Genomic DNA, 25,255 nt, shown 5'->3' on the forward strand with positions numbered 1-25,255 from the left:
GAGGTTCAGTCAAAATAGAGCTTGCCGTTGCGTTCTATCAGTCGCGGTGCTTGCGCTAGGTCATTGCACTTTCCGTCGATGTTTTGACCCGTGGCAACATCAAACCTGTAACCGTGCCATGGGCAGGTGATGTTGCCGCGTTCATCAAGTTTGGCCTCATTTAGGGGGCCGAGCATGTGAGGGCAGATGGCGCTATGAACGATCCACTCATCGCGCCATCGCCGCACACAGAAACGACCAGCTTGCGTCTCAACCAAATGAGTTCCGAGCGGGTCCAGCTCAGATACATCCCCCACCAAAACCGACGCTAGACCTGGCGGTTCATCGCGCCGCGCTATCCGATCATCCAACGCAGATTGTCGCCCCGACATTAAGCCAAGGTCTTCATCGTACAAAACGCGATACTGATCTGTCAGATACTTCAGAACGAAGTCGGCAACGGTGTTGTCCGCAGGCGCTTCGGGTAAATAGAACCGGACATCGACTTCTATCTCATCGCCAGAGAGTTCTGTCGCCTGCGTATGGATTTCGGTCCCTGTTCCCATTCCGGAAAACACCGTGGATACCCAATAGTGTCTGGTCTCATCAACGATGAGGTCCAAAAGCTGATAATCATCGCCGCCAGGAAGTCCGATCTTTGCGCGCCACCCCCAGGGGCCCTTGCTGATCAGATCGATCGACGCGAATGACGAGGCGTGAACATAAGGAAGATGCTCCCAATCATGCGCATTCTCCATCATTCGGGCCATATTCACCGGCAGACGGCGCACATAGTTTCCGAGAAAGTGGAGGTCTTGGACACGGTCATAGCTCACGCTGTTCGGGCGAGACGCACATAGATCTTTTTCGGTTTCTGTGAGCATGGCAACGGGCCTTCTGAATAGGTGTTCGGACAATCGATAGTGTCACTAAAACAGGAGTCTAGAGCGCAAATCAGCATCTGCTAAGAGCTGGCGTTCTACATGTTGATCAACCCGATATTTGTCGCGGAAAATATCTGGCATGCGAACCTGGTCTGCTCCCTGAAAAGTGGTCCATTATTTGAGTTAGTTCCGGCTTCAGATATGGAGCTGAGACATGGGCAAGAGATCTACGCCTGAAGAGATTATTGCGAAGCTGCGGGAGGTGGAGGTGCGCCTTGCTCGCGGTGAGACGACGGGTCAGGCCGTGCGTTCGATCGGCGTGACGGAGCAGACCTACTACCGGTGGCGCAAGGAGTATGGCGGGCTGCAGGTTGGCCAGGCCAAGCGGATGAAGGAGATCGAGAAGGAGAATGCGCGGCTTCGCCGGGCGATCTCCGATCTGACCCTCGACAACCAGATCCTTCAGGAAGTCATCAAGGGAAAGTTCTAAGCCCTTCACGCAAACGCGAAGCGGTCGATCATGTGGTTGAGACACTCGGCGCAACCGAGCGCCGGGCCTGCCGTGTGATCGGCCAGCACCGTTCCACTCAGCGCAAGCCGCGCGTGCCGCGTCAGGACGAGGATGTGCTGACAGCAGCCATCATCGCCCTGGCGGAACGGTTCGGCCGGTATGGCTACCGCCGGATCACGGCCCTGCTGAGACGGGATGGCTGGCATGTGAACGAGAAGCGCGTCTATCGCATCTGGCGGCGTGAGGGGCTGAAAGTGCCAATGAAACAACCGAAACGTGGGCGCCTCTGGCTGAATGACGGTTCGTGCGTAAGACTTCGGCCAGCGCACAAGGGCCATGTCTGGTCATATGACTTCGTGCAGGACCGCACCCATGACGGCAAGGTGTTCCGCATGCTGTGCGTCATAGATGAGTTCACCCGCGAATGTCTCGCCATCCGCGTCGAACGCAAGCTCAACTCGCGTGATGTGCTCGACACGCTGGGCGAGCTGTTCGTGCATCATGGCCCGCCGGAGCATATCCGCTCCGATAATGGCCCCGAGTTCATCGCCACAGCTCTACGGGACTGGCTGGCACGTATCGGCGTGAAGACGCTCTATATCGAACCGGGAAGCCCATGGGAAAACGGATACTGCGAAAGCTTCAACTCCAAGCTCAGGGACGAGTTGCTGGCGAGGGAGATCTTCTATGATCTCAGGGAGGCCAAAGTCCTGATCGAAACCTGGCGGCGGCACTACAACACCGCGCGCCCACACTCTTCTCTGGGCTACCGGCCACCCGCTCCACAAACCATCTTGCCCGCGGCGTTCATACCGCCTTACTGTGACGAGGTAGCGGCATGAACGCCGCTACGTGGAAACCGCCGGACTAACATTACCGGTGGACCACCCCTGTGGGGCAGAGCATGTCCACGACTGCGTTCACTCTGACCCGGTCGACGACGAGGATTGCATCCTTCGCGGATGGGATGGGCGGATATCCAAATACAATAGCCTCACTTAGCAACCACTGTTCATCAATGATCCAGTCATCATAATGTCCACCAAGCTGTAGTACGGGTGTATCAGAGACAAGATCGCTGACCCGAAAGGCGGCGACATCAACATTCTGATCAGGATGAAAGACGGGCTCTCCCATCAGCGTTAGCCCGGCGGCAATTTCATCCGGCGTCATTAGCACGCCTGGTGCTTTTGCCAGGATCGCATTGATTGTATTGCCTTCAAGCACGTGACGGGCAGTCAGGAAGACCCCCTCTCCAACATGAAACCCTGTACCCATGGCTACTTCGCCGTTCGGCAACAATACTTCAATGGCGACGCACCCACGCAGATACGTTCGAAAATCCCCATTATCCAAAGGCGCTGCACTCATTCTTCCAACTCTAAGCAGAGTCGTTTCAGAAGACGACTTTACTCCGATTTTTAAGATCTCAGGGCCGCATTTTTAAGGGATGGAACTTCCCCAGACGTACAGAGCCATACCTGTAAATCGACCGGTGAGCATGAAAACGTTTGGCCAAGATTATTTGCGACAATTGATGCCGGCGCGTCGCTACAGCAGCGCAGCATGCTGCGTTGGCGGCGCTCGCAATCGACGACTACGCTGCCTTATAACAATGGGTCACGCTAAGCGTGATCATCGCGTCGAGCCTTTCTGCCTTTGCCGGGATGGGCGTGCTCACCGTTGCGGCGCAGAGACCGAAGCCTGCCGAAACTGAAGAGAGACCACGCTGATGAAAATGTCCCCGCCACCTTTGCCTTGGCTAATTGGTGCGTTCCTAGTCGGGGCTGTCCTTGCCATATCCTTCCGGGTAAAACTCGCAATTGATCAGCAAGTCGTACCTACGCCCCAGATTGCGGTCTCATCGCCCGAAGAAAGTTCAACACTCGAGGCGTCCTTCGCGCGCATCGATGTCGAAGCGCGGCTGCGCGCCGCTTTGGCGGCGTACTCAGTCGGTGAAGATCTCATTTCAGATAATCTGCTCACTGACGCCGAAATGCCGATCGCATCTCTGTCTGCGAGCCTTTTAACGGATGACGACCGCGCCCGTCTCAATGAATTGGTCTACCAAGCGCGAATGGCCATTCTGACAAAGTCTGGCGTGGAGGCCAAAATCGAAACGGCGATCAAGGACCTGCGCCAAACGCCGCACCATGAATCTGGGTCTCCTGCGACGCGGTCGGCCATGGCCGGAGCCATCGCCGATCAAATCGAAAAAGCGATGAATGGGTTTGTCGAAACGCGCTCCAGTCGGGACAAGCGTACTTATCTGATGGGTTACGGCCACTACCAGACCGCCGACATGCTGTTTCAAACTCATAGAGACGAGATCCGACTCTATAGCGAGACAGCGGACGCCTTGATTGAAAAAAGCCTGCTCCTGCTGGCCGATTTCTATCCCAGTCCGCGCCTCGCTGATGCAGAGATGCCCTAAACCCTGCGACGCTTCCCCAGCTCTTGTCCACAGCATAGGGTGTAATGGCCACCCCGCCTTCCCGTCTATTCGTCCAGCACATCTATCAGCGCCAAATCAAAAGGCGCGCAAAGACGAGAACCGCAAGAAGGCACCAGATGAATCACAATCCGAGCCACGAACGACAATCCGCCGAGCATGCCAGAACCAGAAAACCTAACAATTTCAGCGGTGCAACCTGCATTCTATCGACCCTTGGGATTGGCCTTCTTGGCCTTGGCGTCGGCGCCATCACCGCACCCTATTTCAGAGCATCAGCGGCGCTGATTGCACTTCTGGGACTGACCGTTCATCTCATCGCGCTGATCCATACCGCTCGGACCAAACATCACGCATCATCTGCGGGCCGGTTCTGGCTGACAGCGATCTATGGGAGTTGCTGGATCATTCTGCTTGTTCTGACTTTTGCTCTGCTAAGGGCGTGGCTTGTACACGCGTGATCAAACGGCCAAAGCCTCAAGGCGGTCTCGCGGCGACGCGATAATAACCGCCGGATCAACAGTCGCGATCGACTTGTCGGTGTCCGGGCACTCGATCGTCCTGATCATGTGGCCAAGCGTGTTCAGCCGGGCCATGCGTTTGTCGTCGGTATGAACCGCATACCAGGGCGCAAATGGGTACTCTGTGCGGGTGAGCATCGCGTTGCGCGCGGCCGAATAGTCGTCCCATTTTTGCAGAGCGACCGCGTCAATCGGGCTTTTTTTCCACTGCTTCAAAGGGTCTTGATCTCGGGCCGCAAGTCGCCGCTCCTGTTCTTCCTGGCTGATGTCGAGATAATATTTGAGGATCTGCGTGCCATCGCGCACCAGCATTTGTTCAAATGCGCCAACATTGTCGTAAAATGCCTCGACTTCTTGATCGCTGGCAAAGCCCATAACCGGTTCAACGCCAGCCCGATTGTACCAGGATCGATTGAAGAGCGCGATTTCACCATCAGCTGGCAGATGTGGTGCGTAGCGTTGGAAGTACCAACTTCTCGTATCGCGGTCGGATGGCTTGCCAAGCGCCACAATGCGCGTCTCTCTGGGGCTGAGATGGTCCGCGATGCGCTTGATAACGCCGTCTTTGCCGGCAGCATCGCGTCCCTCGAAAATCACCAGAATCCGATGACCATGCGTGATCGCACGGCGCTGGATCTTGACCAGTTCTATTTGAAGCGCGCGCAGTCGGCGTTTGTAATCCTTCTTGGAAAGACCCGTGTCAGCGTGATCATCTTTTGGCATTCGCGCGAACCCTTTCATCATTGGCCGGCGAAACTTGTCTTATGGCCGGGCGGGCCAGTTCGGATGAATATAGATAGTCTCGCGTTAGCGGCACTGCGTCCTGGCGTTTACCGAGCTGAAGCTGGAACACATTGTGAAAGCCGTGGCGAAAAGACAGCTCACTTGTGACGAGATAAAAATCCCACATCCGCACAAACCTCGCATCATATAACTTTTCAGCATCATCCGCGCGGTTCAGAAATCGCTGCCGCCAGGCTTTTAGCGTTTCCGCATAGTGCAAGCGCAGGATCTCAATATCCAGAACCACCAGCCCGGCTTTCTCAATGACGGGGACAATTTCCGAGAGTGCTGGAATATAGCCCCCTGGAAAGATATGCCGGGCGATCCATGGATTGGTCGCCCCTGGTCCAGGCGACCGTCCAATCGTGTGAATGAGCGCCGTTCCATTCTCGCCGAGACGGGCCGCAATCTGGTCGAAATATTCGCGGTAATGCGGCACACCGACATGTTCAAACATACCAACCGAGACAATCTTGTCATACTCGCCGGTAAGGTTGCGATAATCTTGAATCTCAAAATCGACACGGTCGCTGAGCCCGGCGGTCTCAGCGCGCTCTTGAGCCAGACAGTGCTGCTCACAGGATAATGTCACACCGTGGACCCGAACATCTTCGCGCTCCGCCAGATGCATCGCTAGCCCGCCCCATCCGCACCCAATATCAAGCACCTGATCCCCGGGCTTCAAGCACAGCTTGCGCGCGATATGATCTTCCTTAAACCGCTGGGCATCGTCGAGCGATGTCTGCGGCTTCGGGAAATACGCGCAGGAATACTGCATGTCGTCATCAAGAAAGAGGCGGTAGAGATCGTTGCCGATATCATAATGGTGCGCCACGTTCCGAGCCGATCGCGCTTGCGGATTAAATTGCGCAACCGCACGAAACGTCTTTCGCAGGAAAGATGGGAGCGCCGCATGCGCGCTGCCCTTAGACAGAATATTGGTCCAGAGAAGATCCAGCAGATCATATAGATCGCCGGTTTCCAGCACGAGGCCTTCTTCCATATAGGCCTCGCCAAGCTGCAATTCAGGATCGAGCACGATGCGGCGAAGCCAGGCCTCAGATTTCACGGCGATACGAACCGGATGGTCGCAGTGCTGGCCAAAAACAGCTGTCTTGCCATTTGGAAAAACGACTTCCAGGCGTCCCTTGCGAATAGACTTTTCAAGCCGTTTTTTGGCGATTGTGCTCCATAGACTCATCAGCGGCGTCCTTCTGGCTTGGCAGCAACGCACTCCGGCGTGCTCACCATATGATCTGATACGGATAAGACGGCCCGGCCCCTGAACCATTACACTCAGGGCCCAGCGCCATATTAAAAGTGACCGAAAATCCGTTCGCGCTTGAGGGCGATTCCGGCGGCGTGCGTATCACACTCCTCAAGCCCCAAAATACGTGGAACCGCTTACGAATATGACGTCCGACCCAAGCCCTTCAGAACGGCGCAAACGAGCCATTGAAGCTGCGCTCATCGAGTCGCATCAGGACATGTTTCGGTTTCTCAAGCGAAAATTGCGCAACGACGCGGATGCCAAGGATGTGCTGCAAGAATTCTATGTTAAGGCGCTGACCCGGTTTAATGATCTTAAAGATGAAGACCGGCTTCGAGGCTGGTTGTCTCAGATTCTTCGCTCGACAATCGCTGATCATTTTCGAGCAATGACGCGCTCAGACAAAGCGTTGGAAACCTATGCGGCAGAGGCTGCCCTCCTGTTCGATGATGATGAGATCGACTTTGTTATTTGCGCATGCCTCTACAAAATGTTGCCGACACTGAATCCCGACTACGCGGATCTGATCTGGCGGGCTGACCTTATCGGTGAAGATCGCTCTGTGATTGCTCATGATCTCGGCCTGTCTGAGAATGCGCTTCGAGTGAAACTTTACCGCGCACGCCGGGCCATGCGCCAGCGCCTGGAACAAACCTGCCTGACCTGTATCGAACACGGCTATTTTCAATGCGCCTGTCCGGGCGCCGAAGACTTGCGAAAACGCGTTGAAGCGACCGCCTTGTCCATACCTCAAGGCAAGCTTGCGCCTTGATACGTTATCGCGGCGGCGGGGTGTAACGCCGCTCCGGTTCGCGCGTCTTTGTTTTCAGGTCCGCAATAGGCGGTTTTTGCTTGTGCTCGCCGAGCCAGGACGAAGTTGAAGAGAAGGAGATCGCTATGAACCGTGTCAAGAAAAGCGCCGTCCAAACGCCCAAAGCCAAAGTCAAACCGCCCGTCAAAAAGGGCTGTTGTTGCGCAGGCGGCTCGAAGCCGGGCCGAGGCAAGGAAAAATCGACGCCAGCGCCAAAAAGCGCTGGTGACGCAGCCTGACCCTTTCGTTCTCAATCGCCCCCTTACCGCGAAAGGCTCAAGCCATGCCAGATGATCAAAGTATGACAGCTAAAAAACCCCGCAAAGCCAAACGCTCTGATCCCAAAAAGAAAGCGTCCAAGAGCGCCCGCCGGGCGCAATCAAGGCCGGAGTCCGCAAAGCCCATTCAAGCCTCGTCCCGGCCCAGCCTGCCAGACGCCGCTGCTTATGGGGTTGATCTCATGCAGAGACAAACTCTGTTCTTTGACGCGTTGCGCCAGCGCGCCAACACAATGCTCGCCCATGAGCGAGACGGCATGCCACCTGTCTTGAAGTTCAAGTATGAGCTCGTGGCGGACGCAGCGACATTTGAACCTGCGTGCAATTATCAACTTCTAAAAATACTCGAGATTGGCGATATCTGCCTCGACGATTGTCTTGATCCAGACAAACCACCCGTGATCATTATCGATCCCCGCGCGGGTCATGGCCCCGGCATTGGCGGATTCAAAGACGATTCTGAAGTCGGCATCGCTCTACATGAAGGCTACCCCGTATACTTCGTCGTGTTCACGCCTGACCCTGTTTCCGGTCAAACGCTAGCCGATGTGTTGGCGGGCCTGCGCCAGTTTGTAGAACTCGTGGCCGAGCGACATGATGGCGAGGCGCCAGTGCTCTATGGCAATTGCCAAGGCGGATGGGCGGCGGCACTTCTGGCGGCTGATTGCGAAGGCCTTGCCGGACCGATTGTGATGAACGGGTCACCGCTCTCCTATTGGGCCGGTGAACCCGGTGCCAATCCGATGCGGCTTGCGGCAGGATTCCTCGGAGGGGCCTGGATCAATCACTTCTTGTCTGATCTCGGAAATGGCCGGTTCGATGGCGCCTGGCTGGTCCAGAATTTCGAAACCCTCAAACCTGAAGGGGCAATCTTCCGGAAATATGCCGATCTGTTTGAAAACGTCGATACAGCCGCCGACAGGTTCCTGGATTTCGAGCGTTGGTGGGGCGGCTTCTACCGCCTGAGCCGCGAAGAGATTCTTGCGATTGTGGAAAACCTCTTTATCGGCAACCGGCTTGAAAAAGGTCTGGTGAAACTCGGGGCCCATTGTGAGATTGATTTAAAACAGATCCGCAATCCCCTCGTCATCTTCGCCTCACATGGCGACAATATCACCCCGCCGCATCAGGCACTTGGTTGGATCCCAGCGGTTTATGAGACGACCAAGGCACTCATCGCAGCCGATCAACGCATTGTCTATCTGATCAATCAACATGCCGGGCATCTCGGCATCTTTGTATCTGCGAGTGTCGCGCGCCTCGAACATCGCGCGATGCTGGAAAACCTTTCCGATATCGAAGCGCTGGAGCCTGGGCTCTATGAAATGAGGATCGATAATCCGACCGGCGATCCTGATTGCGACCACGACCAGTACATTGTGCGGTTTGAACCCCGCCGGGTTGAGGACCTGGTATTCGAAACCCAGCCTGAGGCATTTGAGCGTGTCGGGCGTCTATCGGCGCAATTGGAGAGGGCTTATTCGAACTTCGCCAGCCCGTGGGTGCGCGCCTGGTCTAATCCGGTCACAGCAGAGCTTATGAAATGGTCTCATCCGATGCGGGTGACACGCTACATGTTCTCAGAACGGTTCAATCCAGCCATGGCGATGACCGCCGCGTTTGCGCCCATGGTTCGCGCCAATCGAAAGGCTGTCAATGAGGACAATCGCTTTCGCACAGCTGAAAAGATGGGCGTCGACTGGATCGAGACCGGCCTGACCCGCATGCGCGAGTCTCGCGATGCCGCATCCGAACTGGCCTTCAGCTGGCTCTATGACTGGCCCGTATTGCCTGAACCTATAAAGGACGAGGCGGCAAAGAAATGAGCGCCCTCGACAACCCCCAGCGCGAAAGTCATCGCGTCCTCACCGTCAATAGCGGGTCTTCAAGCCTGAAAATCGCGCTCTTCCGGGTCGGAATCGACGTGGTCAAGACAATGTCGGGCGCCGTCACCGGCATTGGCGCATCAGAGGCGAGAATGTCAGCTGAGACCGCTTATGGCGACACACTTTGGGACGAACGCACCTGCTGCATCAACCACCCCGTTGCGCTGGAAACCTTCTTTCATGAGATGGCCGCTCATGTCGATCTCGGCGGAATTTCTGCTGTCGGACACCGGGTTGTGCATGGCGGCCCGCATTATACCAGCGCCCAGCGCCTGACGCCCAAGGTTGAGGCCGATCTCCGCAAACTGATCCCATTGGCGCCGCTGCACATGCCAGCCAATCTTGACGGTATTGTCGCCGCGCGCCTGCGTCTACCGAATGCGTTGCACTATGCCTGTTTCGATACGAGCTTTCATTCAGACATGCCGATCGCGGCGCAGCGCACGGGATTGCCGCCCAAGATGGAAGACCCATTCATCCGTCGTTTCGGCTTTCACGGCCTCTCTTACGCATTCATAGTCGACGATCTCGCCGCGCGCGCTGGTAAGGCGGTGTCCAGGCAGCGCCTGCTCGTTGCCCATCTCGGCGCCGGCGCAAGCATGGCCGCAATCGAGAACCGCCAAACCGTAGACACGAGCATGGGGTTCTCGGCGCTTGCCGGACTGCCCATGGCGACCCGCAGCGGCGACGTCGATCCCGGATTGCTCTTACACCTCATCATCGAGAAAGGCTGGGCGCCATCCGTCTTGCGCGACCAATTGTATCTTGGGGCGGGTTTGCTGGGGCTTTCAGGTCTCAGCGGCGATGTGAAAACTCTGCTCAAATCACAAGACCCAAATGCAAGCGAAGCACTTGCGCAGTTTGCCTATCAAGCGCGCAAGCAGGCCGGCGCCCTGATTGCCGCCATGGGCGGCGTTGACCGGATCATATTCACCGGCGGGGTTGGCGAACACGCCCCGTCGATCCGGGCCGCGATATGCCAGCCGCTTAGCGATCTCTACAGAATCAAATTTGACGCGGCCGCAAATGATCGCGGCGAAGCGTGCATTTCAAAGCCGGACAGCGGCGTGATTGTCGAAACGGTTCACACGGACGAAGCCATGATGATTGCCCGTCATGGGCGCGAAATGTTTGAAGCCGCGCCAGCGCAGATGAAGCGGCGAGCCTCATGACGGGTTTTCGAGACTTCGCCGCCCTGCAAACTGCTGCCGACACCGGCCCGCCGGTCAAGGTCGCGATTGTCTGTGCGGCGCAACGTGAGGTTTTAGTCGCCGCCGATACGGCGTTCAAGCGCGGCTGGATCCATCCCATTCTCATCGGCGATCCGGATGCCATAAAGGCCGAAGCCGAGGCGGCAAATCTCACATTCCATCCCGATCAAGTCTTGCCTGCCTGGAGTGAGAAAGAGGCGGCCGAGCGCGCCGCCAGCTTGCTTCGATCAGGCAGCACGCATGCCGCGATGAAAGGCCTTATTCATACGAACATCTTGTTGAAGGCATTGCTCGACGCCCGTGCTGGTCTGCGTCAGCCTGGCGAGCGGGTCAGCCATGTCTTCCTGGCCGATATTCCAGCCTATCCTAAGCTGCTTGCGATTACCGACGCTGCGGTCAATATCGCCCCGGATCTCAGCGCGAAGGCCGCTATCCTGCAGCACGCGATCGATCTTATGGCGACTATTGGCGTCGATCTGCCGAAAGCCGCAATTCTGTCTGCGGTTGAGACCGTCAACCCGCTTATCAGCTCCAGCCTCGATGCCGCGGCGCTCTCGGTCATGTCACATCGCGGTCAGGTTCGCGGCGCGCTGGTTGACGGACCTCTTGCCTTCGACAATGCTATTTCGCTTAAAGCCGCAGAGGTCAAAGGCATTGCCTCGCCTGTGGCTGGGGATGCCGACATCCTGCTCGTGCCAGATCTCGTTTCTGGCAATATTCTGGCTAAGAATCTGGAATACATGGCTGACGCCACGCTGGCCGGTCTCGTCCTCGGGCTGAACGCACCCATCGTCTTGCCATCGCGCGCCGATCCAGTGGACGCACGGCTCGCAGGTCTGGCGCTGGCGCGCCTTAGCCTAACCGCCAAGGCGCGCAAATCCCCGCCGCAAGACAAAGTGCCTGTGTGGCCGGTACATGCAACGCGCAGCTCTCCGATGTCAGAAGTCGATTGCTGCCCGCCCAGCGATCCCACGCCAACCTCTCCCACATCACTCAATGGAGGCGCTCATGCCGAGCCCTGATCCTGTTGTCTGCGCGCCTGTGCGCACCGCCATCGGCGCCTTTGGCGGCAGCCTGAAAAATGTCCCGGCGTCCGATCTTGGCGCGATCGCGATCAAGGCCGCTCTGGAACGGGCAGGACTTGCACCGGATCGGGTCGATGCCGTTATTATGGGCCAGGTTCTGCAAGCCGGCGCCGGAATGAACCCGGCGCGTCAGGCAGCGATAGGTGCCGGTCTTCCTGTCAACGTCCCCGCGATGACGGTCAACCGGGTCTGCGGATCCGGCGCACAAGCGATCATAACCGCCGCGCAAGACGTCATGATTGGCCACGCGGCGTGCGCCGTCGCCGGCGGTATGGAGAATATGGACCAAGCCCCGTTTCTGCTTGGCAAAGCGCGCTATGGCTATCGCCTTGGCGACGGAGCGCTCATTGACAGCCTCCTGAATGACGGGCTGAACGATGCCTTTTCCGGCGAGCATTCCGGCTGGCATACCGAAGACTTAGCCGAACAGAACCAAATCAGTCGTGCCGTACAGGATGCATGGGCGTTGCGTTCACAAAGCCGGTTCTCGAGAGCGCAGAGCGAAGGTCTTTTCGACGCCGAGATTGTGCCCGTGGAGATGAAAACCCGTAAAGGGATTTCGGCATTTGATCGGGACGAGCACAATCGCCCGGATACGACTCTAGACACGCTTGCACATCTGAAGCCAGTCTTCCGAGAGGCGGGTACGATCACAGCCGGAAATGCTCCCGGATTGAACGCGGGCGCTGCTGCAATGATCGTTGCTGACCGGGCCTGGGCAGAGACAAACCAGTTGCAGCCTGCTGTCCGGATTGCCGGCATGGGCGTCGGCGCCGTCGAACCCGGACTGTTCGGCCTTGGTCCTGTGCCTGCTGTGAAACAGGCATTGGAGCGGGCCGACTGGCCACTTGCATCGGTGGAACGGGTCGAAATTAACGAGGCCTTCGCGGCCATTGCCGTCGCCTTGGTCGGCGAGTTGGGATTCTCCGAGGACATCGTGAATGTCGAGGGCGGCGCCATTGCACATGGCCATCCAATCGGCGCAACGGGCGCTGTTCTGACCGTACGGCTGATCCATGGCATGCAACGAGACAATCTTAAGCGCGGCATCGTTACACTCTGCATTGGCGGCGGACAGGGCGTCGCGCTCGCGCTCGAACGTATCCCATCCTGACCCGGCGCATCTCCCCCCAACTGCCCCGGCGCCGGTTGACAGGGAACGCCGTCTCTCACGTTTGCCTCCGTGAGGGACGGCGGCTTTGGCTGCGTATTATTCTGCAAGGAGCTGGATGTGAGCACACCCGATTGTGACCTTAGCGGAAAAACCGCACTTATTGTCGGCATTGCGAATAGCGATAGTCTAGCCTGGGCGGCGGCCACGTCCCTTCGCGATGCAGGCGCGCGCCTGGCGATCACCTATTTGAACGAGAAGGCTCGCCCGCATGTTGAACCTTTAGCGAAAAAGGCAGATGCAGATCTCATTCTCGAATGCGATGTCACCAAACCTGGATCGCTAGACGCTGTCTTCGACGCGGTCGAAGCAAAATGGGATCAGCTTGATCTTGTCTTTCACGGGATTGCAAGTGCGCCAAAATCTGATCTTCAGGGTCGTCTGACAGACTGTTCGGCCGACGGTTTCGCAGCCGCCATGATGGTGTCTTGCTATTCGCTCCTCCATATGGCGCGGCGGGCTGAGCCATTAATGCGACGCGGTGGCTCTCTGATCACGCTCAGTTTTTTTGGCTCAGAAAAAGTCGTTGATCACTATAATGTCATGGGCCCGGTCAAAGCTGCGCTTGAAAGCGCTGTACGCTACCTTGCCCATGAGCTCGGACCCGCCGGCATCCGCGTCAATGCCATTTCCGCCGGACCCGTTGCGACAAGAGCCGCGTCCGGCCTCACCCATTTCGAAGAATTGCTAAACGAGGCCGCAACCAAATCACCGCTGCGACGAACAATCGATGCCAGAGAAGCCGGAAAAGCGGCATTGTTTTTGGCCAGCGAACTGTCCAGCGGCGTGACCGGTGAAATCGTTCATGTCGATGCCGGGTTCCATGTCGATGGCATGATTTTTCACTGACAAGAGAAATGATGATGACCGTAGAAGACCCTGTTTGCCGCAACACGATCCCCCTCGAAAACGCTCACGCGTCTCAGGAATATGGTGGATGGGCCTATTTCTTTTGCTCTAGCCGTTGCCACGCAGACTTCAAACTAAATCCCGAACGCTATGCAGACGCGCGCATTCCCGCCGCCTTCAGCGCGCCGGGCGACGCCTCTCACCCATCCCGCAAAGCATGACTTAGCAGACAAAGACCTTCCACCATGGATCACTCCACCCACGCTCCCCCATCTGGCCACGCACCTCATGCCGATCACAGGCATAAAACAACGGACCCGCATGGCGGCCACGACCACGAAGGCATGATTGCCGATTATCGCCGGCGGTTTTGGGTCGTGCTGGTAGCGACTATCCCCATCCTCGCTTTGGCACCGATGATCCAAGGCTGGCTCGGCCTCGAAGACGCCTTGCGGTTTCCGGGTGACCGCTACGTGCTGGCGGGGCTTTCAAGTCTTGTTTTCTTCTATGGCGGCTGGCCGTTCCTGAAAGGGTTTTTGCGAGAGATCACTGCCCGCGACATCGGTATGATGACGCTGATCTCGGTCGCGATCACCGCTGCTTACGCCTATTCCATCGGCATGGTCGCAATCGGCAGTGATGAGACCTTTTTTTGGGAGCTCGCAACCCTGATTGCGGTGATGTTGCTCGGGCACTGGATCGAGATGAAATCAGTGCTTGGCGCTGGGCGCGCCTTGGAAAAACTCGCAAGTCTGATGCCGGATGAAGCCCACCTCGTGGCTGATGACGGCAGTGTAACCGATGTGCCTGTTTCGACGCTAAAAGGCGGCGAACATCTTCTCATCAAGCCAGGCGAGAAAGTCCCCGCTGACGGCATCATTGTCAGGGGCGAATCGTCTCTCAATGAATCCATGCTAACCGGAGAGTCCAAGCCGATTTTCAAGACCGTGGATACCGAAGTTATCGGCGGATCAATCAATGGCGAAGGTTCGCTAACAATCCGGGTCGACAAGACCGGTGATGAGACCTTCCTGTCGAGCGTCATCAAGCTCGTTAAGGAAGCCCAAGCCAGCAAATCCAAAACCCAGGATCTCGCCAACACGGCGGCCAAGTGGCTCACTTTTATCGCACTTGGCGGAGGCCTATCGACCGTCTTGTTCTGGACCCTGTTCACCGATCAGGGATTCGGGTTTGCTATGGCGCGCGCAGTTACCGTGATGGTCATCGCCTGCCCGCACGCGCTTGGTTTGGCTGTGCCGCTTGTGGTTGCGCGCTCGACCGCTATCGCGGCCACCAATGGATTACTCATTCGGGATCGGACGGCATTCGAAGAAGCGCGCAACATCAATGCCATCATTTTCGACAAAACCGGCACGCTAACCAAAGGCGAGTTTGGGATTACCGATACGCTCGTTTTTGATACGACATTCACTGAGAGCGATATCGTCGCCTATGCGGCGTCGATTGAAGCTCATTCCGAACACCCAATCGCCCAGGGGATCGTTCGCGATGCGCCAGAAGCATGGGGTGTCGACAAGTTTAAGGCGATCCCTGGCAAAGGTGCAGAAGGCCTCGTTAAAGACCGCGACGTGAAAGTCGTCAGCCCCGGCTATTTGCGCGACCAGGGTCTTGAAATGGATGATCCCCGGTTCGAAACCCTGAGCGCGCAGGGCAAGACAGTCGTTTTCGTGCTCATTGATGACAAGCTCGCTGGCGCAATCGCGCTGGCCGATATCATTCGTGAGGAATCGGCGAAAGCCATCCTGATGCTTCAGGCCATGGGCATTCAGTGCATCATGCTGACCGGCGACAATCAACAGGTGGCAGAATGGGTCGGTCAGGAAATTGGCCTCGACGAAGTGATTGCCGAAGTTCTGCCAGAAGAAAAAGCCGCTAAAGTCCGCGAAGTTCAGTCCCGCGGTCTGATCGTGGCGATGACCGGCGATGGTGTGAACGATGCGCCGGCGCTGGCTCAAGCGAATGTCGGGATCGCAATCGGTGCAGGCACGGATGTCGCGATCGAAACCGCCGACATTATTCTTGTTCGGTCCAGCCCGTCTGATGTCGTGGCGATCATCGAGCTGGCGCGCGCGACCTATAATAAAATGATGCAAAACCTCGCTTGGGCGACCGGCTACAACACGTTCGCCATTCCAGCGGCGGCGGGGGTGTTTTTCCCCTGGGGCGTAATTCTCACACCCGCGCTTGGCGCCGTGTTCATGTCGGCGAGCACCGTGATCTGCGCGATCAACGCCCAACTCCTTAAACTGTCTCGATCCCGGGTGTCGGCATGACAGTGCGAGGTGTTGTTCCGGGTTTCGGATTTTTGACGCTCTGCTTGAGGGCGCTCAGTATCGGAGCGCTCCTGCTCCTGGTCCTGGATCATGCCGGGCATTTGAGCTGGCAAGATTGGCTGTTGATCGTCTTTATTTTTGCGGCGCAGCTCATCGGTTTGAGGCCTTCAGGCCGGAGCCGCGTATCAAACCCATCATCTTCATCCCGCGGATCCCGTCCGTTCTGACCCTGCTATAGGAGTAATCGCTATGCACAACCATTCTGATCATGATGACGATCGCCCAAAAGGCGGACGCTTCTGGTTGCCGCTCTTAGTGTTCGCCGGCGCGATCGGCTTCCTGTTACTCTTTGAACACCGCGCTCATATCCCCGGTGATGCGGTCTTCCTTGTCAGCTTCTTACTCCTTTGCGGTGTGATGCATCTATTCATGCACAGGGCAATGGGCGGTCATGGTGGCCATGGCAATCATGGAGGTCAGAGCCCTTCCCAACTGGATGAGGATGATGACTGGGGGACACGGCGATGAATGAGAACATGGCCCATTCTGAATATGGTCTCTGGTTCCTGGTGATCCTGAACTCGGCCATCTTCATCATTTTCGCGTTCAGTTTTGCAAAACCATCCAAGTCAAAGGACTGGACGTCATTTGGCGCCTTTAGCGGTTTTGTGATCGCCCTTTTTACCGAGATGTATGGCTTCCCGCTTTCGATTTACTTCCTCTCGCCATGGCTTGAATCGCAGTTTCCCGACATCAATTGGTTCGCCCATGATTCCGGGCATTTCTGGGAGATGATTTTCGGCTGGCAAGGCAATCCACATTTTGGCCCATTCCACTTTGCCAGCCTCGGCTTCATCTTGCTGGGTTTTAGCGTTCTGTCATGGGGGTGGCCGATCCTGCACGGGGCGCTGCGCAGTGGCAAGCTCGCCAAAACCGGCATTTATGCCCGCATGCGCCACCCGCAATATGCCGGCTTCGTGCTGATCATGTTTGGGTTCCTGCTGCAATGGCCGACCATCCTAACCCTGATCATGTTCCCGGTTCTGGTGTTCATGTATGTCCGTCTTGCCCTTAGAGAGGAGAAGGACGCCGAAGCCGCATTCGGCGACGAGTATCGCGCCTACGCCGCGGTCACTCCGCGCTTCTGGCCGCGTTGGGGACGCTTAGAGACCCTCACGCAATCCCGCCCGAATGATTTGCCTTCCTAGCCCTTCTCATTCTTGCGATCCGCCGGACCAGGCGGATCGCGGACCTGAGGGATACCTAAACATTCAAGTTTACACTGCTACAGGCTCATCCAGCTTGAAGGAGGCAATATGCAGCACAAGAGCTTTGGCCTCGTTCTAGCCGGCGGCGGGGCGCGCGGAATGGCCCATGTGGGAGCCCTCAGAGCGCTAAACCATCATGGATACTTTCCGAGCGTCGTCGCGGGTGTTTCGATCGGCGCGCTTGTCGCGGCGACCTATTCGCTCAATCCGAACTGGTATCTGGATTTGAGAGAGATGGACGTATCGGGCTTCCCTCGCCTGCCAGCGTTCAAAACGCATGGCCTAAAGGAAAGGATCAAAGGTTTCGTATTGGCTGGGCGTGATCTGAAGTCTCTAACCTTTGGCTGGGGCATTGGAGAGCACACCGTCGATTGGGGCCGTTCGGTGATCGAAGATTTAACCCTTGGCAAAGACCTGCAGCAAGGCCGTGTGAAAACCCTGATTACGGCAACGGATATTCTGAGCGGTAAAAGGGTCATCAAAAAAAGGGGGCATGCCGTCGATGCCGTTTATGCCAGCTCGGCGATCGCCGGCATCTTACCACCTTTTGAAGACGGCAAGCATCTCCTGGTTGATGGCGGCTATTCTGATAGCTCACCCGTGGACATTGTCAGAAATGCAGGCGTCGATCACGTTATCACGCTCGATCCGGGTCAACGCATTAGCGATCATCCACCTCAAAATGGGCTGGATGTCTTCATGCGTTCAATCGAAATCACTCATAAAGCCTTCTCGAGATCGCGTTACGAGCACGCTGATCTGGTTTTGACCCCTCATTACGGCACTCAGGTCGGCTTGTTCGACTTTCAGCACAAGCGGCGCTGTATCGCGGCAGGAGCCGCCGCCGTGAGACGCGCCGCCCCCAGATTGAAGGACCTTCTCGCGCCAATTCAGTCACGCGCCGAAGTGGCACCCGCAGAATGAGGAATCGACCGCCGATCGGACGTTCATCGTCCCCAGAGCGTCCGGGAAGGGTCGGCTCATGAAACACTTTCGAAGGTCCCCTGGCTCTGACCCACCCCCTCCTCCAGCGCGCGATTGGGTCAAGGTTTGGCCGAATATCGGCAGCCATCGACAATCCTGAGCCTGTTTGAACTGGCCGTTACTTTGGGCCCGGTCTTGCTCCTTTCAGCCGCCGCGGTCTGGTCAACAAGCATTAGCTATTGGCTTACTGTTTTGATCGGTGCTGCCGCATCAGGTTTCCTGGTTCGATTATTCATGATTCAGCACGACTGCTCACACGGTGCCTTTTTCACATCGAAACGCGCCAATGATTGGACCGGACGTATCATCGGTGTTCTGACGCTGACGCCTTATGATGTTTGGAAGCGGTCGCATCTATTACATCATAGTACGCAGGGAAACCTGGACCGACGCGGCATCGGCGACATCAAGACTCTGACAGTCGAAGAGTACGATTCCCGCTCTTTTTCAGGCCGTCTCGCTTACAGGCTTTATCGCAATCCATTCGTCTTGTTCGGAGTCGGACCAATATTCATTTTCCTATTTCACCATCGCCTCCCGATGGGCTTTTTGCGCGCGGGCTTGAAGTATTGGATCAGCGCGATGGGCACCAATATCGCGGTCGCCGCGCTTCTCATTGGAGGCATCGCCGCGGTCGGCTGGCTCCCCTTCCTGGTGGTATATCTGCTCATTACAACGCTTGCCGCAATCGCCGGCGTTTGGCTGTTCTACGTGCAGCACCAGTTTGAACGCACCGTCTGGGACAGGAATGACACCTGGCAACTCCATGAAGCTGCACTCTATGGCAGTTCTTACTATGTCTTGCCTCAGCCTTTGCGGTGGTTGACGGCGAATATTGGTATCCATCATGTTCACCATCTCAACAGCCGCGTGCCGTTCTATCGTTTGCAGCAAGTCCTGCGAGACCACCCTCCTCTCGCAACGATCAGCCGGATGACCCTGGCAGACAGCTTCAAAACCACAAAGCTGAAACTCTGGGACCCAAGCAATAGACGTCTGGTCTCGTTCAAAACCGCGCGGGCTTTGCGCAGCGAGAATGGCGCCAAAACCTGAGCGCCTTATTTTCGCGCGCAGTTCTGCAGACATGCATCCGAATCGATTTCTAAAATTGAATCAAGCTCCGCGTATCTCACCAACGGAGATGCGTTAAGCTGCTGTGTTATTTCGTCGAGCGTTGGGCGTGGTATTCTATCATTCATACGAGCGTCGTAAATCAGCAGCACCTCACCAGAATATGCGACACGATCCAGCGTCAATCCGCGAAACGCTGGTTTGTCTCGCGCCCAAACGCCGAATGCCTGAACAGCGCGCTCGCGCTGGGGGCGGTACAGCTTAAGAATTTCAGCTAACCCCTCATCCGCATTGAACTTCACGATGAACACGTAAGACTTGTCAGATGGACGTTCTACGCCGTCGGCAGGTCCGGCCACCAGATCTGCGCGTTGCAGCTCGCCTTGAAATTGATTGGCATCGCCGCCGCCACGTGCCGCTCCTAAATGACTCAAGCCCGTCAGGACAAGGAGGCAAAGTACAAAAAAAACAATCAGGTGTGAGTTTTCAGATTGGTGTTTCATTGTCTTTCGCTCTTGGTGACAAGCGCTCCAAATCAGGTTCTCAAATCGAGATCGTCACTAAGTCGTCGGTCAGATAGACATAGTCTGGGACAGGCAGATTCAGCGGCGCCGGTCCCTTCCTGATCCGCCCGGAAATGTCATAGTGCGATCCATGGCAGGGACAGTACCACCCGCCATAGTCTCCGACCGCGCCCTGATTTGGACCAACCGGTACACAGCCAAGATGGGTACAGACGCCCGATGTAATCAATATAGCGGGGTTGAGCGGGCCATCAGAGCGGGGCCTAAGACGGGCATCATCTGTTTCCGGGTCTGGCAATCGATCAACATTCACACCATTGGCAGCGGCGATCTCCGCTTCGGTGCGGCGGCGAATAAAAAATGGCTTACCGCCGATCAGAACCCGGATTTCACCGCCGACCGGAATCTTCGAAACGTCTACATCTAGCGAACTTGACGCACGTGTGTCACTGGCGGGGTTCATCTGATCAACAAGCGGCCAGGCCGCTAAGCCTGCTCCAGCAGCGGCGGCGGCAGTGGTCGCAATAAAGACAAAATCACGTCGCTCTGGATCTGCGGGAACGGTGTCTGACATGAAATATACTCCCTGAAGCCTTCATCACTGGAACAGACGCTGGGCATACCTTTTTCATTACAGGCCTTATTGCAGCCTGCTGTCCTTCATTGAAAATCTTGCCGCGCCCCATGATGGCTTTGGAGGGCATATGGGACGCAGCAAGTTCAGAACGAGATCGCACGAGAAGTGGGGGGGAGGGCATGATCGCGTTCTGGTTCATTGTTCGTCGCAGCGAACAATTTCTGGTCCGGGCCTTCGCAATGTAAGGGGGGGGGACGCACTGCGAGGGCCCGGGACCAAGGCGGCGGCGCTGAACAACAACGCCCGAAAACGCCTTATTCTGTACCAGCCTCCTCCTTATCGCCCGTCATCATTGGGCAGTGCTCGGCTGGATCATGGCCCATAGCTTCATGCTTGGCCTGACAGTCTTCCGGAGACATTGCATGATCGCCAGACGCGTCATGCATTTGGTGGCCATCTGCGCCATGTTCCGTCATTTTGTCCATGTCCATCGCCATGCCGCCCTCGCCCATCATGGGTTTGTCGCCACTCATCATGTGATCGCCGCCATGGTCCATCATATGGCCGTCAGCCATCTTATCTTCCATGTTGGCCATACAGCCCTCCATGCCTTCCATGCCTTCATGACCAGCCATGCAGGTTTTGGCCTCGGCGCCGTCCGTCTCCGCCTCAACGGCAGGTGTTTCGCTGTGATCATGTGTGTTGTGGCCGTCTTGAGCCAATGCCATAGGCGATAAGGCAAAAACAGCCGCGGCGGTGATCCAGATCGGTTTCATGAGGGGCATCCTTTTTATAAATGTTCAGGCCCAAGGGTCTTGGGCACTTGCAACGTATTACGCAGCACAAAGGCGGCGCCCTCATAATCGGCTCCACTGTTTCAAGTGTTTCACCGGAGCCCTGGTTTGATTGTCAGCCCCCGCATTCTCGCAGCGCTCGTCATGGTCTTATGGGCGTCCTGCTATCCGCTCATCACGCTGGGACTCGACTATGCGCCTCACCTGACCTTTGCAGCGCTACGCGCCATTCTGGCTGGTAGTATTTTAATAGGCGTCGCCGCTCTGCGCCGAGCCGCGTGGCCTCGCGGGTGGAGCGTTTGGGGCTGGATCACGCTTGCTGGTCTTGGAATGACCGGCATTGGCTACTTCGGCATGTTTCACGCCGCCGAGTTTGTGTCTCCCGGTCTTGCCACCGTGATCGAAAGCCTCCAGCCGCTGATCGCCGCTGTGCTTGCCGTCGTGTTTCTGCGCGAACGCCTTGGACCGATTGGCTGGTTTGGGCTTTGCCTCGGCGTCAGCGGCGTGGCGCTCATCGCGATACCGCGCGTCCTGGCCTCGGGCGGGGGATCAACAGCTTTTGGTCTGGTCCTGGTGATTATGGCGACCAGCGGCGTCGCAGTCGGCAATATCGCCATTAAGTCCTTAGCGACACGCGTCGATGCGGCGATGGCGATGGGGTTGCAGCTTTTGATTGGAGCGATCCCGATCTCAATTTTAGCTTTCACGACCGAATCCCCAACAGCTATAGACTGGTCGCCGCAATTCATAATTTCACTTCTTAGCCTCGCCCTGCCCGGGACGGCGCTGGCCTATTGGTTATGGCAGGTGACGCTGCAGTCGCTGGATGTATCCAAGGCGGCCGCATTTAGTTTTCTCGTTCCGATCATTGGCGTTTCAGTTGGCGCGCTATTCTTCTCTGAGCCGCTGACGATAAATGTCATGGGCGGCGGCGCGCTCGCCGCCATCGGGGTCTATCTCGCATCGCGCCCGAGGTCGAAAACGTCGCCGCTAGTGCCTGCCGAAAAAGAAGCCTAATCGAGCTTTTCGACCTGTTCCTGCAAGACTTTACGGGCGCGATAGACCCGTGTTTCCACAGCCTTTATGGAGACACCAAGGATTTCGGCCACCTCACTTTGGGGCATGTCTTGAAGGACCTGCAGGGTAAAGGCCTGCCTCAATTTTTCTGGTAATGCGTCAATGAGTTTCGAGACCCGATTGAGCTCATCGCGGTGTTCATAATCGTCTTGAACATTTTGCGAGTGGTCGGCGATATCGGGCCGATCCGGGCTCTCCAGAGGTGCTGCTTGAAAGAAAAAGCTGCGCACGGCGCGTTTGCGGCCATGATCACGAATTTTGTTGAGCGCAATGTGGTAAAGCCAGGTCGAAAACTTCCGCGACGGGTCATAACGGTCAATCGACCGCCAGGCTGCGGTAAAGGCTTCCTGCAGCACATCATAGGCGTCTTCGTTGCCGCGCATCGAGCGATGAACATAGCGGTAGAGCGGTTCCTTGTAACGGCGCATGAGCTCGGTGAAGGCGCGTTCCTCGCCCCCTGCTGCGGCTACAGCAAGCTCTGCATCTGTTCGCTCTGTGTTGTGCACGTGTATATGTCTAAAGCTCCGTCAGTGCTCGAACGACTTCCGCGTCAAAGACGATCGCTTGTTCCTCGGTAAGGATCTCGCGCATCTCAAACACATGCTCGATAGTGACTTTTTGCAGCTCCCCCATGGCTGTGTGGAAATCATCGATGGCCGCCTGAACAGCGGGCGAATAGGATTTGTCGGCCTCCATTGCGCCAGCAAGTGCCAAGTTGGCCGCGCGAAGCTTTTGTTCCAGCTCAGCCTTTCTGGCCGCGAAACGGTGTTCGATTAGCTCGAATTCCGCTTCCTGATCCGCTGAGAGATCCAAGTCGTGATGGACCAGCTCATGCAAACCGGAAGCGGTTTCTACCGGATGCGTCGCGGCCCAGTTTCCAGCGACAAACACGCCGGTCATGCCAGCGCAAAGGGCTAGGAAAACGACAATAATCCAGTGTTCGAGTTTCATTACCCGTCTTACCTCAGAATCCCAGACGGGGCATATGGCGCATCAACAGAGAAGACCGAAAAATCACTCGATGATGACTGGCTGGGCGCCCCAAACAATCCGACCAAAAGACCGATTGCAACCGCAAGCGCAACCGCCGCGGTTCGGCTTACGGCCGGTGTCGCAAAAAGGCGTCCGTCTGTGGCAATTGCTGCGGGCGAAGCTGGGTGTCCGGCCGGGTCGCGCGCGTCAATCCGCTCCCAAACCTCGGCTTCGAGATTGTGAAGGTCGCGATCAAGGGGCGCCGCCTTTAAATCTTTGATGAGCGCGTCTATGTCATTTTTCATGGCGCTCTCCTTTCGAGAAGCAAATTTAGGGAGGATTACGTATTGTCAGATACGCAGCAGCTATAGCGCTCCCTCAAAAAACATTCATAAAAATCAGTATGCACCGATCGCGCGCCTGACAATGCCGATCTGCATGTGAGGGATGATACCTGTCGACACGTAGAAATTGGCAACCTGATCGCATTTTCGCAAGAGACGCCAATGACGCAAGAACTGGACATTCCAAAACCAAGCACTGCTCCAAACTGGCGGTTGGTACAGTTCCTGTTCGCCTACAGTCTGATTATCGCGGCCGCAAACCTGATTTGGGAAATCGCTCACGCGCCGCTTTACACGATCTGGATTGATGGAACACGTGCCGAGATCGCCTTCGCCATTGCTCACTGCACATTTGGCGATGTCCTAATCGCCGGGTCTTCGCTGTCGATCGCCTGGCTCATCGCGGGGCGCCGTGGATGGCCAGACAAACACTATTGGCGCGTTGCAGGGTTAAGCCTCCTGATTGGACTGACCTATACGGTGTTCAGCGAATGGCTGAATATTTCGATCCGCGAAAGTTGGGCCTATCGCGAAACAATGCCGACGATCGGACCGCTCAACACTGGGCTGTCGCCACTCTTGCAGTGGCTAATCATCCCGAGTCTGACCTTTGCCTGGCTGAAAAGCGCGATGCGGCGGTGACGGGTCGCTAAAGTGTCACCCCTCATACCCCAAGGGGGCATAAGGGGTGACTGGTCTGGCCGCGTAACCATCCGACAAGGACGCCCATTCCTCCCCCAATATTCCAACGGCGTCCAACGCAAGAAGGAGAACATCATGCGTTTCAAACTCGCCGGACTGCTCATCGCGACAAGCAGCTTGATCGCGCCTGCCGCACTCGCAGACGTCTATAATCTGGAGATCGACCAATTTGAACGGACGGTCGATGGCAAGACGCTGACTGGCGTCAGCATTAACGGGACGAGCCCTGGCCCTCTATTGCGACTGCGTGAAGGCGAAGACGTCACCATCAATGTCACCAATACACTCGACGTAGATACCTCGCTTCACTGGCATGGGATTATCCTGGACGCTGGTATGGATGGCGTTCCGGGGATCAGTTTTGACGGCATCGCGCCGGGCGAGACCTACACTTATAACTTCACCGCCAATCAGTCAGGTACGTACTGGTACCATGGACACTCTGCCCTGCAGGAACAGGAGGGCGTCTTCGCGCCCATCATAATCGAACCGGCAAAGCCCGACCCCTTCGAGTATGATCGCGAGCATGTGATCATACTCGCCGATTGGCTGAACGACAGTCCTTACAAAGCGCTCGCCAATCTCAAGAAGCGCTCGAACTATTACAATTATAATCGCCGAACCGTTTTTGACCTCTGGCGCGACTGGAGAAATGCTGATCGCGGCGAAAAGACGGACGTCATCCAGGAGCGACTGGCGTGGGGCCGGATGCGTATGGATCCAACCGACATTGTAGACATTACCGGTTACTCGTTTCTGGTGAACGGTGAAACACCTGAAGACAATTGGAACGGTTTTTTTGAAGCGGGCGAGAAAGTCCGCCTCCGGTTCATCAATGCTGCCGCGATGACCTATTTCGACGTCAAGATTCCGGGGCTTAAAATGACAGTGGTCCAGGCCGATGGTCAGAACATCGAGCCAGTCTCGGTTGATGAGTTCCCGATCGCTATCGCTGAA

28 protein-coding genes are annotated in these 25,255 nt (G+C 56.5%); 18 read left to right on the forward strand and 10 right to left on the reverse strand.

All coding sequences use genetic code 11. The features are described from left to right. Window positions 1-5: 5 nt before the first annotated feature. Entirely contained in the window at window positions 6-863 is an 858-nt protein-coding gene (locus B3527_RS07030; RefSeq protein ID WP_290479206.1) for a Rieske 2Fe-2S domain-containing protein, read from the reverse strand. Between the two features lie 214 nt (window positions 864-1,077). Here B3527_RS07030 and B3527_RS07035 point away from each other — a divergent pair. After that, window positions 1,078-2,216, forward strand: a protein-coding gene (locus B3527_RS07035) for an IS3 family transposase (RefSeq protein ID WP_119375279.1) whose coding sequence is annotated in 2 segments (ribosomal slippage) — window positions 1,078-1,336 and window positions 1,336-2,216 — 1,140 coding nt in all. Because the reading frame shifts where the segments join, the coding sequence is not laid out codon by codon here. Between the two features lie 31 nt (window positions 2,217-2,247). Here B3527_RS07035 and B3527_RS07040 read toward each other — a convergent pair. Beyond that, a complete protein-coding gene (locus tag B3527_RS07040; RefSeq protein ID WP_290479207.1) occupies window positions 2,248-2,745 on the reverse strand; it encodes a trypsin-like peptidase domain-containing protein in 498 nt (165 codons plus the stop codon). A gap of 361 nt (window positions 2,746-3,106) precedes the next feature. Between B3527_RS07040 and B3527_RS07045 the strand changes: the two genes are divergently transcribed. Further along, window positions 3,107-3,808 (forward strand): hypothetical protein, encoded by a 702-nt coding sequence (locus B3527_RS07045; RefSeq protein WP_290479208.1) that lies wholly within the window; start codon window positions 3,107-3,109, stop codon window positions 3,806-3,808. Window positions 3,809-3,945: 137 nt separating this feature from the next. Continuing rightward, window positions 3,946-4,287: a hypothetical protein gene (locus tag B3527_RS07050; RefSeq protein WP_290479209.1), complete on the forward strand. Its 342-nt coding sequence runs from the start codon at window positions 3,946-3,948 to the stop codon at window positions 4,285-4,287. Here the strand turns inward: B3527_RS07050 and ppk2 are convergent, their stop codons facing one another. Beyond that, window positions 4,288-5,070 carry a polyphosphate kinase 2 gene (gene ppk2 / locus B3527_RS07055; RefSeq protein ID WP_290479210.1) on the reverse strand — a complete coding sequence of 261 codons (783 nt, stop codon included), beginning with the start codon at window positions 5,068-5,070 and terminating at the stop codon, window positions 4,288-4,290. It lies immediately after the preceding gene. Continuing rightward, window positions 5,057-6,331, reverse strand: a complete 1,275-nt coding sequence (locus tag B3527_RS07060; protein ID WP_290479211.1) for an SAM-dependent methyltransferase — start codon at window positions 6,329-6,331, stop codon at window positions 5,057-5,059. Before B3527_RS07060 ends, ppk2 begins: the two co-directional genes overlap by 14 nt. A gap of 211 nt (window positions 6,332-6,542) precedes the next feature. Between B3527_RS07060 and B3527_RS07065 the strand changes: the two genes are divergently transcribed. The 12 genes from B3527_RS07065 (at window position 6,543) to B3527_RS07120 (ending at window position 19,290) form a co-directional block, all read left to right on the forward strand. Continuing rightward, window positions 6,543-7,172 (forward strand): RNA polymerase sigma factor, encoded by a 630-nt coding sequence (locus B3527_RS07065; protein WP_290479212.1) that lies wholly within the window; start codon window positions 6,543-6,545, stop codon window positions 7,170-7,172. A 499-nt stretch (window positions 7,173-7,671) separates the two neighbouring features. Continuing rightward, the gene (locus B3527_RS07070) at window positions 7,672-9,315 is read left to right on the forward strand and encodes a DUF3141 domain-containing protein (protein WP_290479213.1); all 1,644 of its coding nucleotides are present in this window, start codon (window positions 7,672-7,674) and stop codon (window positions 9,313-9,315) included. After that, window positions 9,312-10,547 carry an acetate/propionate family kinase gene (locus B3527_RS07075; RefSeq protein ID WP_290479214.1) on the forward strand — a complete coding sequence of 412 codons (1,236 nt, stop codon included), beginning with the start codon at window positions 9,312-9,314 and terminating at the stop codon, window positions 10,545-10,547. Before B3527_RS07070 ends, B3527_RS07075 begins: the two co-directional genes overlap by 4 nt. Beyond that, the gene (locus B3527_RS07080) at window positions 10,544-11,608 is read left to right on the forward strand and encodes a bifunctional enoyl-CoA hydratase/phosphate acetyltransferase (protein WP_290479215.1); all 1,065 of its coding nucleotides are present in this window, start codon (window positions 10,544-10,546) and stop codon (window positions 11,606-11,608) included. Before B3527_RS07075 ends, B3527_RS07080 begins: the two co-directional genes overlap by 4 nt. Beyond that, entirely contained in the window at window positions 11,595-12,785 is a 1,191-nt protein-coding gene (locus B3527_RS07085) for a thiolase family protein (RefSeq protein ID WP_290479216.1), read from the forward strand. Before B3527_RS07080 ends, B3527_RS07085 begins: the two co-directional genes overlap by 14 nt. Before the next feature lie 117 nt (window positions 12,786-12,902). Then, on the forward strand, window positions 12,903-13,691 hold the full coding sequence (gene fabI, locus B3527_RS07090) for an enoyl-ACP reductase FabI (protein ID WP_290479217.1): 789 nt from the start codon (window positions 12,903-12,905) through the stop codon (window positions 13,689-13,691). A gap of 8 nt (window positions 13,692-13,699) precedes the next feature. Further along, complete coding sequence (locus B3527_RS07095) at window positions 13,700-13,912, forward strand: YHS domain-containing protein (RefSeq protein ID WP_290479218.1); 213 nt, start codon at window positions 13,700-13,702, stop codon at window positions 13,910-13,912. 24 nt (window positions 13,913-13,936) lie between these two features. After that, the gene (locus B3527_RS07100; RefSeq protein WP_290479219.1) at window positions 13,937-15,985 is read left to right on the forward strand and encodes a copper-translocating P-type ATPase; all 2,049 of its coding nucleotides are present in this window, start codon (window positions 13,937-13,939) and stop codon (window positions 15,983-15,985) included. Between the two features lie 249 nt (window positions 15,986-16,234). Further along, window positions 16,235-16,513, forward strand: a complete 279-nt coding sequence (locus B3527_RS07105; RefSeq protein ID WP_290479220.1) for a DUF2933 domain-containing protein — start codon at window positions 16,235-16,237, stop codon at window positions 16,511-16,513. 8 nt (window positions 16,514-16,521) lie between these two features. Next, on the forward strand, window positions 16,522-17,193 hold the full coding sequence (locus tag B3527_RS07110) for a methyltransferase family protein (RefSeq protein ID WP_290480616.1): 672 nt from the start codon (window positions 16,522-16,524) through the stop codon (window positions 17,191-17,193). 108 nt (window positions 17,194-17,301) lie between these two features. Next, window positions 17,302-18,177, forward strand: coding sequence for a patatin-like phospholipase family protein (locus B3527_RS07115; RefSeq protein WP_290479222.1), 876 nt, complete (start codon window positions 17,302-17,304; stop codon window positions 18,175-18,177). A gap of 126 nt (window positions 18,178-18,303) precedes the next feature. Next, window positions 18,304-19,290 carry a fatty acid desaturase gene (locus B3527_RS07120; protein ID WP_290479223.1) on the forward strand — a complete coding sequence of 329 codons (987 nt, stop codon included), beginning with the start codon at window positions 18,304-18,306 and terminating at the stop codon, window positions 19,288-19,290. A gap of 5 nt (window positions 19,291-19,295) precedes the next feature. Here the strand turns inward: B3527_RS07120 and B3527_RS07125 are convergent, their stop codons facing one another. From B3527_RS07125 to B3527_RS07135, 3 genes are all read right to left on the reverse strand, one after another. Then, window positions 19,296-19,811 carry a hypothetical protein gene (locus B3527_RS07125; RefSeq protein WP_290479224.1) on the reverse strand — a complete coding sequence of 172 codons (516 nt, stop codon included), beginning with the start codon at window positions 19,809-19,811 and terminating at the stop codon, window positions 19,296-19,298. A 40-nt stretch (window positions 19,812-19,851) separates the two neighbouring features. Further along, complete coding sequence (gene petA / locus B3527_RS07130; protein ID WP_290479225.1) at window positions 19,852-20,406, reverse strand: ubiquinol-cytochrome c reductase iron-sulfur subunit; 555 nt, start codon at window positions 20,404-20,406, stop codon at window positions 19,852-19,854. A gap of 317 nt (window positions 20,407-20,723) precedes the next feature. Beyond that, window positions 20,724-21,185 (reverse strand): hypothetical protein, encoded by a 462-nt coding sequence (locus B3527_RS07135; protein ID WP_290479226.1) that lies wholly within the window; start codon window positions 21,183-21,185, stop codon window positions 20,724-20,726. A 126-nt stretch (window positions 21,186-21,311) separates the two neighbouring features. Between B3527_RS07135 and B3527_RS07140 the strand changes: the two genes are divergently transcribed. Further along, complete coding sequence (locus tag B3527_RS07140; protein ID WP_290479227.1) at window positions 21,312-22,220, forward strand: DMT family transporter; 909 nt, start codon at window positions 21,312-21,314, stop codon at window positions 22,218-22,220. On the opposite strand, the gene B3527_RS07145 is transcribed toward B3527_RS07140, so the two are convergent. From B3527_RS07145 to B3527_RS07155, 3 genes are read right to left on the reverse strand one after another with little or no spacing between them, the layout of a single operon-like run. Next, entirely contained in the window at window positions 22,217-22,786 is a 570-nt protein-coding gene (locus tag B3527_RS07145) for an RNA polymerase sigma factor (RefSeq protein WP_290479228.1), read from the reverse strand. The genes B3527_RS07140 and B3527_RS07145 overlap by 4 nt on opposite strands. A gap of 10 nt (window positions 22,787-22,796) precedes the next feature. Further along, complete coding sequence (locus tag B3527_RS07150; RefSeq protein WP_290479229.1) at window positions 22,797-23,231, reverse strand: Spy/CpxP family protein refolding chaperone; 435 nt, start codon at window positions 23,229-23,231, stop codon at window positions 22,797-22,799. Between the two features lie 8 nt (window positions 23,232-23,239). Beyond that, window positions 23,240-23,557, reverse strand: coding sequence for a hypothetical protein (locus tag B3527_RS07155; protein ID WP_290479230.1), 318 nt, complete (start codon window positions 23,555-23,557; stop codon window positions 23,240-23,242). Between the two features lie 201 nt (window positions 23,558-23,758). Here B3527_RS07155 and B3527_RS07160 point away from each other — a divergent pair, with 201 nt between their 5' ends. Both B3527_RS07160 and B3527_RS07165 read left to right on the forward strand, forming a co-directional pair. Beyond that, the gene (locus tag B3527_RS07160; RefSeq protein ID WP_290479231.1) at window positions 23,759-24,238 is read left to right on the forward strand and encodes a hypothetical protein; all 480 of its coding nucleotides are present in this window, start codon (window positions 23,759-23,761) and stop codon (window positions 24,236-24,238) included. A gap of 135 nt (window positions 24,239-24,373) precedes the next feature. Continuing rightward, window positions 24,374-25,255, forward strand: an 882-nt coding sequence (locus tag B3527_RS07165) for a multicopper oxidase domain-containing protein (RefSeq protein WP_290479232.1), incomplete at its 3' end; no start/stop codon positions are given.

The sequence above is a fragment of the Hyphomonas sp. UBA4505 genome (genome assembly GCF_002388685.1).
Classification (GTDB): Bacteria; Pseudomonadota; Alphaproteobacteria; order Caulobacterales; family Hyphomonadaceae; genus Hyphomonas.

What these genes read in the sequence shown, in the direction of transcription:
- ppk2 (WP_290479210.1), bottom strand. Translation starts at nt 5,070, where the DNA reads ATGCCAAAAGATGATCACGCTGACACGGGTCTTTCCAAGAAGGATTAC.
- B3527_RS07075 (WP_290479214.1), top strand. Translation starts at nt 9,312, where the DNA reads ATGAGCGCCCTCGACAACCCCCAGCGCGAAAGTCATCGCGTCCTCACC.
- B3527_RS07105 (WP_290479220.1), top strand. Translation starts at nt 16,235, where the DNA reads ATGCACAACCATTCTGATCATGATGACGATCGCCCAAAAGGCGGACGC.
- B3527_RS07080 (WP_290479215.1), top strand. Translation starts at nt 10,544, where the DNA reads ATGACGGGTTTTCGAGACTTCGCCGCCCTGCAAACTGCTGCCGACACC.
- B3527_RS07050 (WP_290479209.1), top strand. Translation starts at nt 3,946, where the DNA reads ATGAATCACAATCCGAGCCACGAACGACAATCCGCCGAGCATGCCAGA.
- B3527_RS07085 (WP_290479216.1), top strand. Translation starts at nt 11,595, where the DNA reads ATGCCGAGCCCTGATCCTGTTGTCTGCGCGCCTGTGCGCACCGCCATC.
- B3527_RS07150 (WP_290479229.1), bottom strand. Translation starts at nt 23,231, where the DNA reads ATGAAACTCGAACACTGGATTATTGTCGTTTTCCTAGCCCTTTGCGCT.
- B3527_RS07060 (WP_290479211.1), bottom strand. Translation starts at nt 6,331, where the DNA reads ATGAGTCTATGGAGCACAATCGCCAAAAAACGGCTTGAAAAGTCTATT.
- B3527_RS07100 (WP_290479219.1), top strand. Translation starts at nt 13,937, where the DNA reads ATGGATCACTCCACCCACGCTCCCCCATCTGGCCACGCACCTCATGCC.
- B3527_RS07045 (WP_290479208.1), top strand. Translation starts at nt 3,107, where the DNA reads ATGAAAATGTCCCCGCCACCTTTGCCTTGGCTAATTGGTGCGTTCCTA.
- petA (WP_290479225.1), bottom strand. Translation starts at nt 20,406, where the DNA reads ATGTCAGACACCGTTCCCGCAGATCCAGAGCGACGTGATTTTGTCTTT.
- B3527_RS07110 (WP_290480616.1), top strand. Translation starts at nt 16,522, where the DNA reads ATGGCCCATTCTGAATATGGTCTCTGGTTCCTGGTGATCCTGAACTCG.
- B3527_RS07040 (WP_290479207.1), bottom strand. Translation starts at nt 2,745, where the DNA reads ATGAGTGCAGCGCCTTTGGATAATGGGGATTTTCGAACGTATCTGCGT.
- B3527_RS07070 (WP_290479213.1), top strand. Translation starts at nt 7,672, where the DNA reads ATGCAGAGACAAACTCTGTTCTTTGACGCGTTGCGCCAGCGCGCCAAC.
- B3527_RS07115 (WP_290479222.1), top strand. Translation starts at nt 17,302, where the DNA reads ATGCAGCACAAGAGCTTTGGCCTCGTTCTAGCCGGCGGCGGGGCGCGC.
- B3527_RS07135 (WP_290479226.1), bottom strand. Translation starts at nt 21,185, where the DNA reads ATGAAACCGATCTGGATCACCGCCGCGGCTGTTTTTGCCTTATCGCCT.
- B3527_RS07030 (WP_290479206.1), bottom strand. Translation starts at nt 863, where the DNA reads ATGCTCACAGAAACCGAAAAAGATCTATGTGCGTCTCGCCCGAACAGC.
- B3527_RS07155 (WP_290479230.1), bottom strand. Translation starts at nt 23,557, where the DNA reads ATGAAAAATGACATAGACGCGCTCATCAAAGATTTAAAGGCGGCGCCC.
- B3527_RS07125 (WP_290479224.1), bottom strand. Translation starts at nt 19,811, where the DNA reads ATGAAACACCAATCTGAAAACTCACACCTGATTGTTTTTTTTGTACTT.
- B3527_RS07095 (WP_290479218.1), top strand. Translation starts at nt 13,700, where the DNA reads ATGATGATGACCGTAGAAGACCCTGTTTGCCGCAACACGATCCCCCTC.
- B3527_RS07160 (WP_290479231.1), top strand. Translation starts at nt 23,759, where the DNA reads ATGACGCAAGAACTGGACATTCCAAAACCAAGCACTGCTCCAAACTGG.
- B3527_RS07065 (WP_290479212.1), top strand. Translation starts at nt 6,543, where the DNA reads ATGACGTCCGACCCAAGCCCTTCAGAACGGCGCAAACGAGCCATTGAA.